The following is a 15,325-nucleotide window of genomic DNA, read 5'->3' on the forward strand; positions in this document are numbered from 1 at the left end:
ACTCTGCCCACCTGGAGCACCCTGCATGAAGTGGTTCCAAGATCTGCCCATCGCCCGCAAGCTGGCCGTGGGGTTCACCCTCACCACCTTGATGACCGTCGTACTGGGCGCCTTCGCCCTGGTCCGCCTGTCCGAGGCCAACGCGCAGTTGAGCGCGATGGCCTCCAACGATATTCCGTCCGTGCAGTACCTCGGCGAAGTGCGCTCGCAGCTGGGTGAGTTCCGCACCTATGAGCTGGCCCAGCTGAGCATGCTGGACCAGCCCGAGAAGGTGGCCGACTACAACAAGCGCATGGATGACACCGCCGCCGTCGTGCGCGAACAGCTGGCCGCATACGCCAAGCTGCCGGCCGGCGCCAAGGAACGCGAGCTCTACCGCGCCGTGCAGGCCGACGTCGATGGCTACTTCGCAGCCAATGCCAAGCTGCGCGAAGCGGCCACCGCCGGCGATGGCGTCGTCGCACGGCAGATCTCCGACGACCAGTCGCGCCCGCTGCGCCGCAAGGCCTTTGAAGACCTCAAGGCACTGGGCGCGTACAGCAGCTCGCTGATGCAGGGCAAGATCGACAACGCCAATGCCACCCACCGCAACAGCATGCTGGCGATCATTGCCGCCGTCGTATTGCTGGTTGTGGTCGCCGCAACACTGGCGGTGGTCATCTCGCGCGCCGTGACCGGCCCCCTGGGCAAGGCCGTGAACGCCATCCAGGCCGTCGCACGCGGCGACCTCAGCGTCACCACCCAGAGCACCGGCAAGGACGAGGCTGGCCGCATGCTGGCGGCTACCGCCGACATGACCGCGATGCTGCGCCGCTTCAGCGAACAGACCCAGTTGATGGCACAGATGCATGCCGGCCCGGACATCAGCCACCGCATTCCGGAAGACTTCCCGGGCGTCTACGGCCAGCTGGCCAGCGGCATCAACACGGTGATCTTCGAACACCTCGATGCAATCGTCGATGCCATTGAAGTACTCAACCAGTACGCCATCGGCAACCTCGCCCCGGACGCCCGCCGCCTGCCTGGCAGCCGCGCGATCCTGCACGAGTCGATGGACGCGGCCAAGGCCAGCCTGCTGGCCATCAACACGCAGATCCAGCAGCTGGCCTCGGCCGCCGCCGCCGGCGACTTCAGCCAGCGCGGTGATGCGCAGCGTTTCGATCACGATTTCCGCGTGATGATCGAGCAGCTCAACAGCATGATGCAGGTGGCCGACGGCAACCTCGGCCAGCTCTCGCAGCTGCTGCAGTCGATCGCCGCCGGCGACCTGACCGCACGCATGGACGGCCAGTTCAACGGGGTGTTCGCGCGCATGCGTGACGACGCCAACACCACCGTCGCACAGCTGACCCAGATCGTCGGCCAGATCCAGGCCAGCGCCTCCAGCATCACCCTCGCCGCTGGCGAGATCGCGTCCGGCAACAGCGACCTGTCGCGCCGTACCGAGCAGCAGGCCGCCAACCTGGAAGAAACCGCTGCCTCGATGGAGGAACTGACCTCCACCGTGCGCCAGAACGCCGAGCACGCCCGCCAAGCCAACCAGCTCGCCATCGGCGCGCATGGCGTGGCTTCGCAGGGCGGCGAGGTGGTCGGCCAGGTGGTCACCACCATGTCGGCCATCGAAGCCTCGTCGAAGAAGATCGCCGAGATCATCAGCGTCATCGACGGCATCGCGTTCCAGACCAACATCCTGGCGCTGAACGCCGCAGTGGAAGCCGCGCGTGCCGGTGAACAGGGCCGTGGTTTCGCCGTGGTCGCCAGCGAAGTGCGTACCCTCGCCCAGCGTTCGGCTGCAGCGGCCAAGGAGATCAAGGGCCTGATCGATGATTCGGTCGGCAAGGTCGCCGAAGGCTCCAGCCTGGTCCACCAGGCCGGCAGCACCATGGGCGAGATCGTCGCCTCGGTGCAGCGCGTGACCGACATCATGGCCGAGATCTCCGCCGCTTCGCAGGAACAGTCGGCCGGCATCGACCAGGTCAACCAGACCGTGGTGCAGATGGACGAGACCACCCAGCAGAACGCCGCGCTGGTGGAGGAAGCGACTGCTGCGGCGCGCGCCATGGAAGACCAGGCCGTGCAGCTGGGCGAAGCCGTGGCGCGCTTCCGGCTGGCATCGCAGGGCGTCGCCGCTGCGCCGGCACGCCTGGCAAATGCACCGCAGCCACGTCAGGTCGCGGCCGCCCTGCCCGTCACCAAGGCAGTACCGACACGGCCGCTGCGGGCGTCGGCCGCCCAGCCGGCGCTGGCTGCCGAGGGTGATTGGCAGGAGTTCTGACCCCACGCAGAAAGCATCCGCCCATGGGGTGGATGCACCAGCATGGCGGGCCACGGGGTCAGATCCCATTCCCACGGGAAAGGGATCTGACCCCTTATGCATGGAAAGTGATGCAAATCTCACTTCATAATCCAATGAAGAGGCCGATATACCCATCGAGCCTGCACCAACGCGTGCTGGCGCCCGCCCCTGATCACAGACTCCATGTCCGACGGCCACGACACTGAACTGCATGATGTCCACGCGGCCGACGCCGCGGACGAACGCTTCCTGGTCCGCAACCCCCGCCAGCTGCGGCAGCTGCTGCGCTCGCTGATCGACCAGCGATCACTGATCAACGCGCATATCGACGGCCGGGATCGTTCCTTCCCGACCGCCCTGCTTGATCTCGACGAGGACGAAGACTACCTGCTGCTCGACGGCAGCCCGCAGGAGGCATCGAACCGTGCCGCCGAGCAGGCCGACCACCTGCTCTGCTTCGCCCAGCTTGAACGTGTCCTTGTGCGGTTCCGCCTGCACGAACTGCAGCGCGTGGACAACGATGGCCACGTCGCCTTCCGCGCCCCGTTGCCGGACGAACTGGTGCATCTGCAGCGCCGCGAGCTGTACCGGCTGGAGACCCCGGTCACCGACTCGCCGCATCTGCTGCTGCCACCCGGCGAAGCACGTGCCGAAGCGCTGTCGATGCGGGTGGTGGACATCAGCGGTGGCGGCCTGGCCGTAGTGGTTCCCAACGACTGCGCCGTATTCGGCCTGCAGAAGCGCTACCCGGCGCAGCTGTCGCTGCCCGATGGCCCCGACCTGGACATCGAACTGGTGGTCTGCAACCTGCTGCCACAGCGACAGCCCAATGGCATCGAGGTCAAGCGCGTGGGAATGCGCTTTGACAGCCTGCCGCGCGGCGGCGACAGCGCCATCCAGCGCTACATCTTCCGCATCGACCGCCAGCGCAAGGCGCGCCGCAACGGCGAGCTCTGAGGCCCGTTCGACCGTTCGTGCCGGCCAGCGGCCGGCACTACCGATCTTCGGCGGATCCACGCCATATGCGCGTGCCGGCCGCGCCGCGGTAGATCCACGCCATGCGTGGATGCCTCTCCCCCGGCACCTAAAGTCCCCCCACGCGGGGCCGATATCGAGCCTGACACCGGGACTTCCGGCAGAACCAGGACCCCTCGATGAACGACAAGACCAGCTCCGCCGCCAGCGCCGGTGGCGAATTCCTCAGCTTCACCCTCGGCGCCGAGCACTACGGCGTGGACATCCTCAAGGTGCAGGAGATCCGTGGCTACGATGCGGTCACCCGCGTGCCGGACGCCCCGGATTACATCAAGGGTGTGATCAACCTGCGCGGCACCATCGTGCCGGTCATCGACCTGCGCTTGAAGCTGCGCCTGGACAACGCCCGCTACGACGCTTTCACCGTGATGATCGTGCTCAACGTCGATGACCGCGTGGTCGGCATCGTGGTCGACAGCGTGTCGGACGTGATCCCGCTGTCGGCCGAGCAGATCCGCCCGACCCCGGAGTTCGGCGCTGCAGTCGACACCCGCTTCATCTCCGGCATCGGCACCCACGACGACCGCATGCTGATCCTGCTGGACATCGAGACCCTGCTCGACAGCGCCGACATGGGCCAGGCCTCCCTCGCCGAAGACGCTGCCGCCTGATCCATCGGACCTGCTTCACGTTCTGGTCACAAAACCCTTCAGTTCCCCCCAGCAGTGCCGATAGGGGGACAGAAGCCGGTCGCGCAGGAGCGCGCGGAACCGGAACGACCATCACCATCCCCGGAGATACACCTCGATGAAGTCCCTGCTTGCGTTCGTTTCGGCCGCTGTCCTGGCCACCACCGCTTCCTCCGCGTTCGCCCAGGCGGCCGACATGATCCCGCCGGAACTGGCCCCGCGTTCGGTCGGCAAGGACGGCATGGTCTGTGGCAAGGTCGAAAAGGCCCGCTACGCAGAAGGTTCCGAAGGCCAGCCGACCTTCCTGTACATGGGCGGTGCCTTCCCGCGCCACACCTTCTCGGCCCGCATCGCCGGCGAGAACCGCGGCAAGTTCTCCTTCCCGCTGGAGACCCTGGAAGGCAAGACCGTGTGCGTGATCGGCAAGATCCAGCGCGACGCCTCGCGCGCGGAAATCGAAGTCAGCTCGCCGGCCGGCCTGAAGCTGGCCAACATCAAGTAATCCGCTGTCCGTCGAACCACGCCGGAGCTTGTGCCGGCGTGGTTTCTGCTGCAACCGGGCCCGACGCCCGGACGCGTCTGCCTTAGGAGATCGCAACGCCCATGCCGTGGATCAACAACCTGAAACTGATGCCGAAGCTGCTGTTGACCTTCGGCGTCCTCCTGCTGGTGATGCTGCTGCAGGGCATCGTCGCCTATCGCGGACTGCATTCGCTGAACAACGTCACCACCGAGTTGGCCGGTTCGCGCATGGAAAGCATCCGCATGGCCGGCGAGATGCGCGGCATGCTGGGCGAGTACCGCAATGCCGCCTACCAGCAGCTGATCCGCGCCAGCGATGACGTCAAGTCCGACGCGCGCAAGCAGGCCGTCGACCTGCGCACCAGCATGGACACGTCGATCAAGGAATACCCGAAGCTGGTCGACAACGCGCAGCAGAAGAAGCTGTTCGATACCTTCGCCAAGGAATGGAAGGACGCCCTGGCCTCCTACGACAGCGTCACCGAGATGCTGGAGCTGGACCTGCCGGACGATGCCATCGATACCTTCGTGGGCGAGACCCGCACCAAGCACCGCAAGGCTGCATCCGCGCTGGAAGCGCTGATCGCCGAAGACAACCGCCTCGCCCGCGCCTCGCGCGAAGAGGCCGCGTCCACCTATTCCGCCTCCGCCGTGCTGACCGTGATCGCCCTGCTGGGCGGCGCCGCGCTCGGCCTGGTGCTGGTCTGGCTGTTCGCGCGCGCCCTGGTCGGCAGCGTGCGTGGCGCCGTGTCGGTTGCCAACGACGTGGCCGGCGGCAAGCTCGACGGCCACATCGACGTCAGCCGCCAGGACGAAGTGGGCGAGCTGATGCAGGCCATGCAGCGCATGCAGCGCGACCTGCGCGAACGCATCGAAACCGACCAGGCCGTTGCCCGCGAGAACCTGCGCATCCGCACCGCGCTGGACTACAGCTCGACCGGTGTCTACCTGACCGATACCAGCAACACCATCGTCTACAGCAACCGCGCCCTGCAGCAGACCCTCAGCCAGTACCAGGATGAAGTACGCCGCGACCTGCCGGACTTCGACGCCCAGGCCTCGTTGATCGGCAAGCCGGTCACCGTGCTGGAACACCGCGGCGAGATGGACCAGACGCTGTTGGGCAACCTGAAGGCCCACGGCGTCGCCCGTCGCCCGATGCAGTACGGCGATGCCCAGTTCGCGCAGGTGGTGTCGACCATCCGCAACGAAGGCGGCGACACCGTCGGCTACGTGGTGGAATGGCGCGACCGCACCCAGGAAGCACTGGTCGAAGCCGAAGTGGCGCGCGTGATCGCCCAGGCCGCCGCCGGCGACCTGTCCGGCCGCATCGACGCCAGCGACAAGGAAGGCTTCTTCCTGCAGCTGGCCCAGCAGATCAACGGCCTGCTGGACGCCAATGCCGGCAGCATCGAACAGATCTCCGGCCTGCTTGCCGCGCTGTCGCAGGGTGACCTGACCGTGCGCATGCACGGCGACTACCAGGGCGTGTTCGCCCGCATGCGCGACGACGCCAACGCCACCGCCGCGCAGCTGAGTGAAATCGTCACCCGCATCAAGCAGTCCAGCCGCGCGATCAGCTCGGCCGCCGGCGAGATCGCCTCGGGCAACAGCGACCTGTCGCGCCGTACCGAGCAGCAGGCCGCCAACCTGGAAGAGACCGCTGCCTCGATGGAGGAACTGACCTCCACCGTGCGCCAGAACGCCGAGCACGCCCGCCAGGCCAACCAGCTCGCCATCGGCGCGCACGGTGTCGCTTCGCAGGGCGGCGAGGTGGTCGGCCAGGTGGTCACCACCATGTCGGCCATCGAAGCCTCGTCGAAGAAGATCGCCGAGATCATCTCCGTCATCGACGGCATCGCTTTCCAGACCAACATCCTGGCGCTGAACGCTGCGGTGGAAGCCGCACGTGCCGGTGAACAGGGCCGTGGTTTCGCCGTGGTCGCCAGCGAAGTGCGTACCCTCGCCCAGCGTTCGGCCGCTGCCGCCAAGGAGATCAAGGGCCTGATCGACGATTCGGTCGGCAAGGTCAACGACGGCTCGGCGCTGGTACACAAGGCCGGCGCGACCATGGGCGAGATCGTCGCCTCGGTGCAGCGCGTGACCGACATCATGGCCGAGATCTCCGCCGCCTCGCAGGAGCAGTCGGCCGGCATCGAGCAGGTCAACCAGACCGTGGTGCAGATGGACGAAACCACCCAGCAGAATGCCGCGCTGGTGGAAGAAGCCACTGCTGCCGCGCGTGCGATGGAAGAACAGGCTGGTCAGCTCAGCGAGGCCGTGTCGATCTTCGTGGTCGACGAAGCCGAGGTCGTCGCCGCCCCGCGCGTCACCGCCCCGGCGCCGCGCGCCGCTGCACCGGCTGCCCCGGCCCCGGCTGCCCCGGCTGCCCGCCGCACGGCGGGTGGTCGCCCGATGGCCACCGAACTGGCCGACGGGGACTGGCAGGAGTTCTGATGCCTGCCTGACCTGAGTTACGAGAACGCCCTGGCCCTGTGCTGGGGCGTTTTTTTTACGGGGTATCTGATTATCCAGCCAACGGCGAAGCCCCTCGGGGTGGGTCGCGAAAAGCGCTTGGCTAGCGAGGGTTGGCCGGGAGGGTGGGCTGCGCAGGGGCCGCTGCAAGTACGTCCATGTAAGCTCGGTCGCCGCATCCATGCGGCTCACGCCCCTGCGCAACCCACCCTCCCGGCCACGGACAGTTTCCGTGCGCGTCCACCCCGGATTGAAGAAAGAAGAGCAATAGCAACAGCCGCATTGCTTCCGGGGTCAGATCCGTTTTCCGCAGGAAAACGGATCTGACCCCTCTTTCCACTTGGAAACCAAACGCTCTTTCCGTCCGACACCGAAATGCCGAGAGGGCTGGGCCGGGGTGGGTAGGCAGGACCGTTGGCGCCATGGATGGCGCCATCGAGCCCCCACGAACGGATTTACGGCGTGTCCTGCCTGCCCACGCCGGCCCAGCCACTTACTGACAATCCAGCGCCGACCAACCGCTGTTGCTGTTGCTGTTGCTGTTGCCGTTGCTTCAAAAGCCTGCCGCAGGCAGCGCCGCAGCCGCCGCTGCAAGAAAACCTGAATACGTTCGGACACCGCACCTCAATCCCCCGCCCCAGCGGCCGATAACGGGGTTGTCACGGCGTATCCCGCTGCTGACCGGCTCGGCGCCGCCCGCCCGTTTCGACCTGGTCCTGCTCGATGAATCTCCTGCATCGCTGGCAACACTACTTCAGCAATCTCTCCGTCCGGCGCAAGCTCAACCTGCTGACGCTGCTCATCGCGCTCGGCGTGATCGCGCTCTCGGTGATCGCCGCCCGCATGCAGTACCTGGACCTCACCGAGACCCGTAAGACCGCGCTGAAGACCCAGGTCGAACTCAGCTACGGCATCCTCCAGCACTACCACCGTCTGGCCGGCACCGGCGAACTCAGCGAGGACGCCGCGAAGAGCGCCGCGTTGCAGGCCCTGGAAGTGATGCGTGCCGAGAACGATACGTACTACTTCAACATCTACGACACCGGCTACCGCCTGCTGATGCACCCGTTCCGCAAGGACCTGGTCGGCAAGGACATGAAGGACTTCCGCACCGACGACGGCGTGCGCATCTATTACGACCAGGTCGAAGCGGCCAAGGCCGGCGGTGGCTTCGTCAACTATCGATGGGCCAAGCCGGGCAGCAAGGGCGAGGTCGAGAAGGTCGCCTACGCCGGCCTGTTCGCGCCGTGGAACTGGGTGGTCAGCAGCGGCGTCTACATGGACGACGTGCAGCGGCAGGCGCTGGTGTTCACCGCCATCATGGCGATCTCCGGTGGTGTGCTGGTGCTGATCGTGCTGGCCCTGAGCTGGGTCATCGGCAACCGTATCGCGCGCCCGCTGAAGCAGGCTACCGCCGTCGCCGAAGGCATCGCCAATGGCAAGCTGGACAGCCATATCGGCCCGCAGCCGCATGACGAACCCGGTCGCCTGCTGGAGGCCATGTCCGGCATGCAGCAGCAGCTGCATGCGGTCATCGGCGGCCAGCGCGAAATGGCCCGCCGTCACGATGCCGGCGAACTGAGCTATCGCATCGACGCCAGTGTCTTCCCTGGCGAGTACGGGCTGATGGTGCAGGAGACCAACACCCTGGTCGGCAGCCATGTGCAGACCCTGCATGACGTGCTGGACGTGGTACAGCAGTACGCAGTCGGCGACCTGAGCCGCGACATCGCCCGCTACCCCGGCGAAAAGGCGGCGATGACCACCACCGTCGACACCGTCAAGGCCAACCTCGGCCGCATCAATGCCGAGATCAAGCAGCTGGCCAGTGCCGCCGCCGCCGGCGACTTCAGCCAGCGCGGTGATGCGCAGCGCTTTGATCACGATTTCCGCCTGATGCTGGAAAACCTCAACGCAATGATGGCGGTCAGCGATGACAACCTCGGCAAGCTCTCGCAGTTGCTGTCGGCCATCGCCGAAGGCGACCTGACCGCACGCATGCACGGCGACTATCAGGGCGTGTTCGCACGCATGCGCGACGACGCCAACACCACCGTTACGCAGCTGACCCAGATCGTTGGCCAGATCCAGGCCAGTGCCTCCAGCATCACCCTCGCCGCTGGCGAGATCGCGTCCGGCAACAGCGACCTGTCGCGCCGTACCGAGCAGCAGGCCGCCAACCTGGAAGAGACCGCCGCCTCGATGGAGGAACTGACCTCCACCGTGCGCCAGAACGCCGAGCACGCCCGCCAGGCCAACCAGCTCGCCATCGGCGCGCACGGTGTCGCTTCGCAGGGCGGCGAGGTGGTCGGCCAGGTGGTCACCACCATGTCGGCCATCGAAGCCTCGTCGAAGAAGATCGCCGAGATCATCAGCGTCATCGACGGCATCGCTTTCCAGACCAACATCCTGGCGCTGAACGCCGCAGTGGAAGCCGCGCGTGCCGGTGAGCAGGGCCGCGGCTTCGCCGTGGTCGCCAGCGAAGTGCGTACCCTCGCCCAGCGTTCGGCTGCGGCGGCCAAGGAGATCAAGGGCCTGATCGATGATTCGGTCGGCAAGGTCGCCGAAGGCTCCAGCCTGGTGCACCAGGCCGGCAGCACCATGGGCGAGATCGTCGCCTCGGTGCAGCGCGTGACCGACATCATGGCCGAGATCTCCGCCGCCTCGCAGGAACAGTCGGCCGGCATCGAGCAGGTCAACCAGACCGTGGTGCAGATGGACGAGACCACCCAGCAGAATGCTGCACTGGTGGAAGAAGCCACCGCCGCCGCACGTGCGATGGAAGACCAGGCCGCGCAGCTGGCCGACGCCGTGGCGATCTTCCGCCTCGACAACCAGGTCTCCGCCGCAGTGAAGGCTGTCGCCGAACGCGTCGAACCGGCGCGCATCACCACCGTGGCACGTCCGCAGCCGACCAGCACGCCCACGCCGGTACGTCGCAGCAGCAACGCCAGCACCTTCGCCGCCAGCGACAGCGACTGGCAGGAATTCTGAGACCCACCCGCGGCGGCTTCGGCCGCCGCCTCTGCCGATGGACACGTCCCCCGTGCAAAGTCCTACTCCCATCGTCACCGGCCCGCGCGAATTCGAGTTCGCCGACCGTGATTTCCGCCGCGTCTGCGACCTGATCTACCAGCGCGTGGGCATCGCCCTCGCACCGGCCAAGCGCGACATGGTCTATGGCCGCCTGTCGCGCCGCCTGCGCACGCTGGGCATGCGCAGCTTCCAGCAGTACCTGGACCATCTTGAGCAGGAAGACGGTGACGAGTGGCAGGCGTTCACCAACGCACTGACCACCAACCTGACCTCGTTCTTCCGCGAGCCGCACCACTTCGACAAGCTACGCGAAGAACTGCAGCAGCGTTCCAGCCGTTCGCCGCTGCTGCTGTGGTCGTGCGCGGCGTCCACCGGTGAGGAACCCTATTCGATGGCGATCACCGCCTGCGAGGCCTTCGGTACGCTGAAGCCGCCGGTGCGCATCATCGCTACCGACGTCGATACCCAGGTACTGGCCACCGCCGGCCGCGGCGTCTACAACATTGACCGTGTCGCCAATCTCGACCCGGACCTGCGCCGCCGCTACTTCCAGCGTGGCAGCGGTCCCAACGAGGGCCAGTGCCGCGTGCTGCCGGCGCTGCGCGAGCTGATCGAGTTCCGTCCACTGAACCTGCTCGCCCCGCGCTACGACGTCGGCGGCCCGTTCGACGCGCTGTTCTGCCGCAATGTGATGATCTACTTCGACAAGCCGACCCAGCGCGCCATCCTCGGCCGCCTGGTGCAGCACCTGGCCGACGATGGCCTGCTCTACACCGGACACTCGGAGAACTACCTGCACGCCGCCGACCTGATCCAGCCCTGCGGGCGCACCCTGTACCGCCGCGCGGCAAAGGCCGGCGCATGAACGCCTCACTGCGTACCGACGACGTGATGCGCTACCAGGACGCGCGCTTCCAGACCCTTGCCGCCAAGCTGCTGCCCACCCAGTACCTGGTGGTCGATGACACCACCGCGCTGACCACCACCCTGGGTTCGTGCGTGGCCGCCTGCCTGCGCGACCCGGTGCTGAAGATCGGCGGCATGAACCACTTCCTGCTCCCGGAGGGCAACGCTGGCGACGGCGCGCCCGCGCGTTACGGCAGCTATGCGATGGAACTGCTGATCAACGACATGCTCAAGCGCGGCGCGCACCGCAAGCGCATCGAGGCCAAGGTGTTCGGCGGCGCCAACGTACTGAAGGGCTTCACCAGCAATCCGGTCGGTACCCGTAACGCCGAGTTCGTGCGCCAGTACCTGCAGGCCGAGCATATTCCGATCATCGCCGAGGACCTGTGCGGCATCCATCCGCGCAAGATCTGGTTCTTCGCCGACACCGGCCGCGTGGTGGTGCAGCGCCTGCCGCATGCCCACGAAGCCGAAGTGGCTGCCACCGAATCGGCAGTGCGTGCGCGCCTGTCCAAGGCCCCGGTCACCGGTGGCGTGGAGTTGTTCGAATGACCCTGACCGGCAACGCCCCCTGCCGGGTCCTGATCGTCGACGACTCCGCCGTCGTGCGCCAGATGCTCACGGAAATCCTGTCCAGCGATCCGGCCATCGACGTGGTCGGCACCGCTGCCGACCCGCTGCTGGCGCGCGAGAAGATCAAGCGTCTGGCCCCGGACGTGATCACGCTGGACGTGGAAATGCCACGCATGGACGGCCTCGCCTTCCTGGAAAACCTGATGCGGCTGCACCCACTGCCTGTGGTGATGATTTCCTCGTTGACCGAGCGCGGCGCCGATACCACGCTGCAGGCACTGGCACTGGGCGCCGTGGACTTCGTCTCCAAGCCCAAGCTGGACGTCGCACGCGGCCTGCAGGGCTACGCCGACGAGATCATCGCCAAGGTGAAGATGGCGGCGCGCTCGCGGGTGCGCCCGCTGGTGCGTGCTGCCGCTCCGAAACTCCTGCTGGAAGCAGCTCCTGCAATGCGCCCGGCTGCACCGCAGTTCCGCACCACCGACCGCCTGATCGCGATTGGTTCTTCGGCCGGCGGCACCGAGGCGCTGCGCGTGGTGCTGGAAGGCATGCCGGCCGATGCGCCTGCCGTGGTGATGACCCAGCACCTGCCTGCCAGCTTCAGCAGCGCCTTCGCCGAACGCCTGGACCGGCATTCCGCGATGGCCGTGCGTGAGGCCAGCGACGGCGAGGCAGTGCTGCCTGGCCATGCTTACCTGCCACCGGGCGGCAAGCACCTGCGGATCATCCGCGACGGTGCGCGCTGGCGATGCCGCGTCGATGATGGCCCTGCAGTGAACCGTCACAAGCCCGCGGTGGACGTGCTGTTCCGTTCGGTCGCGCAGAGCGCGGGCGGTAACGCCATCGGCGCCATCCTCACCGGCATGGGTGACGATGGCGCGCGCGGCCTGCTGGAAATGCGCCAGGCCGGCGCGCCGACGCTGGTCCAGGATGAAGCCACCAGCGTGGTCTGGGGCATGCCCGGTGCTGCCTTCAAACTGGGAGCGGCCGAAGAACAGGTGCCATTGGAACGGATCGCCGAACGACTGTTGGCGCTCGCCCGCGGCTGATCGTCCGCGGCATCGCACCGCCTGATTCCCTCTTTCAGATGCCGGCCCCGGAAGGGCCGGCACGGCTGTCGTGTTTTCCAAGGAGTTTGACCATGGCCCTGCGTCTCTTCCGTTACCAACCGTCACTGCTGGCGGCCGCTCTGCTGGCTCCGCTGGCAGCCACCGCTGCCGGCGTGCCGGCACCGCCGCAGGCCACCCCGGGCCTTCCTCCCGCCCCCGTCGCGAAGGGCACCGCCTGGACCGATCGCGTCCACATCCAGAGTGGTCCGGATACCGCATCGAAGCGCCTCCACGCACCCGACGTGGCGTTGCGCATCGTCACCCCCGATGACAGCGAGTCGCTCACGCCAAAGGGCCTCGCACTGCTCTTCAGCGGCAATGAGCCGGACTACTTCCGGCGCAACACCCTGCCCGGCAGCATCGTCGAGAGCCAGGCCAGCCCCGCCACCACGCTGATGCCCAACGTAGCCAGGGCGCTGGTGGGTGGCTACTTCAGCTATGCGCCCGACGCGCTGCCCAACCAGAGCAGCACCCTGCGTTTCAGTGCAGACACCTGGGCGCTGGTGCACCAGGGCAACACGCGGAAGGATCCCCTTTACCGCCTCAACCACGTCAGCACCATCGAGCAACGCCGTGCCGATGGCACCCTGGCTGAGATCATCAGATGCAGTGACAGCGACGACCGGGCGACCCTGGGCGAGTGGCAGGCCAATGACTACGCCAGGCTCAAGATTGCCGCCCAGGTGATCACGATGAAGTGCACCGAGCAGCTCATCAAGCGAATACCGGCGATGTACCCTCGCCCGCTTGCTGCTGAAGATCTCACGGCCTACGCGGGCAGTGCCGTGCCGCCGGCACGGGTGCGCATCTATGCCAGCCTGGGGCGGACCACCACCCTGTACACCGACGCCGCCTGCCGCGAGGACTACCGCGACAGGATCGACGTCAAGTACAACAACGCCGGTGACAAGGGCGTGCTCGGCATCCCCGCCACGGAAACCCTGCGCAGCAAGGAGAACGAGCGGTTCTCCATGCTCAGCTACCAGGAGTACGAAGTCGCCGGCGGCAAGCCGCTGATTGTCGAAGCGCGCTTCGACGCATCAAGCCGCATGTACTGCGACGGGCAGTTGTCGGGTCAGTTCGTGGCGAGGCCCGGGCAGGACTACGAAGTGGAAATGGAAGTGGCCGACAAGATGTGCCGCCTGCATCTGCGCCAGGTACACGCCGATGGCAGCACGACGCCACAGGTTGCGCGCAAGACCCCCAGCATCTGTGAGGGCACGCGTGCGCCGGTGCGCGTTGAACCGCGGCAGGACATGCAGGTCCTGCTGTTCAGCCCAGGCCAGCTGCAGATCCAGGATGCCAGCCAGGGCAGCGCACCGGAACGGTTGACCGACGACGCGGGCAGCACCGAGGCACTGCGGAAGATGCTGCAGCAGGCCAGCAGCAATCCCGGCACACGCCTGTGCGTGGTGGTACCGGCTACCGATTACAGCAGCGCCCTTCACGATGCCGTGCGCGAACGCGTACTGGACGCACCGCAGGTATTGCCCAGCCTGTGGGAAGAGGCGGCCACGGTGAACAGGCGCCGCAGTGCCGCCGCCGATGCTCCGGTCGACATCGCCGCTGCGATCGCCCATTGCAATGCGTTCCCGATCAGGGAATTCGCGCCGCACTGAGCAATCGCTCCCCTACCTTCGGCCTTCGCCGGGCATCAACCACCAGAGCGCGCACAGCGCCTCATTTTCGTTTCCCAAAGGAGTACTACCGTGGCATTACGCCCAACCTGCCTCGCCGCCGCGATCGCGGCCACCCTGCTGCTGGCGCCGTCGGCCTACGCCAACGACGAAGCACCCACACCCACGCCTGCCGTGGATTCCGCAGTCACCAGCGAATCAACGTTCGATCCAGCAACGGATGCGGCGACCGCGCCAGACGCGGCGCACGCCCCCACCGCGGCCGATCCGGCCATCGGGAATGTCACAGCCGCCGTGGCACCTCCTGTCGACTACAGCAGCCTGCAGCACATCAAGGTCACTTCCGGACTGGGTGCAGGCCCCAACGGTAATCGCGTGGGCGATCACGTGCTGCGCCTGGTGATGCGTGCCGACACCGCTGCCGTCACCGCGGCCAAGGTCGGCCTGTCTGCTCTGGCGTTCGTCACTGGCGTGGGTGACATCGGCACCAGCAACAGCTTCAGCAAGAACAACGTCCGTGGCGAGGACATCAACTCTGTGCCCAGCCCGGCCTTCGGCGCATTGCCCGGCATGATCCGCGAGCAGCTGGCACTCTATTTCGCGGCCCACCCCGGCGCCATTCCCAGCGACGAGCGCACCGTGGAAGCCAGCGCCGGCCAGTGGTCGCTGGTGTACCAGAAGCTCAGCGATGCAGAGACCCCCTACGAGCTGCGCCACGATGTAACCATCGGCTTCCCGGTGGTGCGCAAGCTGTTCCGCAGCGCCAGTGGCGGCCAGGGCGTGCACTGCCGGGACGAAGCACGGGTTGCCCCGCTGCAGGAATGGCAGGCAGACGACTATGCGAAGGCCAAGGCGGCGTCGCGTGAGTTCGCCGAGGCCTGCATCGCGCGTTTCGTGGCTGAGCTGCCCCGCCTGTTCCCCGACCATGGCGCTCTGCCGCAGCCTGCGGTGGAAGCCGAGCTTCCGGCGGAAACGCCGGCCGTGACCGAGGAAGCGGCGGCCGTTACCCAGGCCTGAACCTGGGTACGCCCCCAAACGAAGAACCCCCGGCTCTCACCGGGGGTTCTTCGTTTCAACGGCGTGCCGGCCAGCGGCCGGCACTACCGC

General features: G+C 66.8%; 11 protein-coding genes. All 11 read left to right on the plus strand.

Going from position 1 to position 15,325, the window contains the following annotated elements; genetic code table 11:
- Positions 1-25 precede the first annotated feature (25 nt).
- The 11 genes from JLDANKMP_RS21715 to JLDANKMP_RS21765 all read left to right on the plus strand — a co-directional run bounded on the left by JLDANKMP_RS21715 (position 26) and on the right by JLDANKMP_RS21765 (position 15,235).
- On the plus strand, positions 26-2,275 hold the full coding sequence (locus JLDANKMP_RS21715) for a methyl-accepting chemotaxis protein (RefSeq protein ID WP_212562082.1): 2,250 nt from the start codon (positions 26-28) through the stop codon (positions 2,273-2,275).
- Between the two features lie 204 nt (positions 2,276-2,479).
- Positions 2,480-3,253, plus strand: a complete 774-nt coding sequence (locus JLDANKMP_RS21720) for a flagellar brake protein (protein WP_005413239.1) — start codon at positions 2,480-2,482, stop codon at positions 3,251-3,253.
- Between the two features lie 197 nt (positions 3,254-3,450).
- Positions 3,451-3,942, plus strand: a complete 492-nt coding sequence (locus JLDANKMP_RS21725; RefSeq protein WP_099529693.1) for a chemotaxis protein CheW — start codon at positions 3,451-3,453, stop codon at positions 3,940-3,942.
- A gap of 136 nt (positions 3,943-4,078) precedes the next feature.
- A complete protein-coding gene (locus JLDANKMP_RS21730; RefSeq protein WP_005409515.1) occupies positions 4,079-4,462 on the plus strand; it encodes a hypothetical protein in 384 nt (127 codons plus the stop codon).
- Positions 4,463-4,563: 101 nt separating this feature from the next.
- Positions 4,564-6,939, plus strand: coding sequence for a methyl-accepting chemotaxis protein (locus JLDANKMP_RS21735; protein WP_212562083.1), 2,376 nt, complete (start codon positions 4,564-4,566; stop codon positions 6,937-6,939).
- Between the two features lie 741 nt (positions 6,940-7,680).
- Complete coding sequence (locus tag JLDANKMP_RS21740; protein WP_099484320.1) at positions 7,681-9,951, plus strand: methyl-accepting chemotaxis protein; 2,271 nt, start codon at positions 7,681-7,683, stop codon at positions 9,949-9,951.
- Positions 9,952-9,988: 37 nt separating this feature from the next.
- On the plus strand, positions 9,989-10,858 hold the full coding sequence (locus JLDANKMP_RS21745) for a CheR family methyltransferase (protein ID WP_049402309.1): 870 nt from the start codon (positions 9,989-9,991) through the stop codon (positions 10,856-10,858).
- Positions 10,855-11,451 (plus strand): chemoreceptor glutamine deamidase CheD, encoded by a 597-nt coding sequence (gene cheD / locus JLDANKMP_RS21750; protein WP_005409511.1) that lies wholly within the window; start codon positions 10,855-10,857, stop codon positions 11,449-11,451. Before JLDANKMP_RS21745 ends, cheD begins: the two co-directional genes overlap by 4 nt.
- Positions 11,448-12,521 carry a chemotaxis response regulator protein-glutamate methylesterase gene (locus tag JLDANKMP_RS21755; RefSeq protein ID WP_005409510.1) on the plus strand — a complete coding sequence of 358 codons (1,074 nt, stop codon included), beginning with the start codon at positions 11,448-11,450 and terminating at the stop codon, positions 12,519-12,521. Before cheD ends, JLDANKMP_RS21755 begins: the two co-directional genes overlap by 4 nt.
- A 92-nt stretch (positions 12,522-12,613) precedes the next feature.
- On the plus strand, positions 12,614-14,200 hold the full coding sequence (locus tag JLDANKMP_RS21760; RefSeq protein WP_212562084.1) for a hypothetical protein: 1,587 nt from the start codon (positions 12,614-12,616) through the stop codon (positions 14,198-14,200).
- Positions 14,201-14,290: 90 nt separating this feature from the next.
- On the plus strand, positions 14,291-15,235 hold the full coding sequence (locus JLDANKMP_RS21765) for a hypothetical protein (RefSeq protein ID WP_212562085.1): 945 nt from the start codon (positions 14,291-14,293) through the stop codon (positions 15,233-15,235).
- The last annotated feature ends 90 nt before the right edge of the window (positions 15,236-15,325 follow it).

Source organism: Stenotrophomonas sp. PE591 (assembly GCF_018320795.1).
In the GTDB taxonomy this organism is placed as follows: domain Bacteria; phylum Pseudomonadota; class Gammaproteobacteria; order Xanthomonadales; family Xanthomonadaceae; genus Stenotrophomonas; species Stenotrophomonas maltophilia.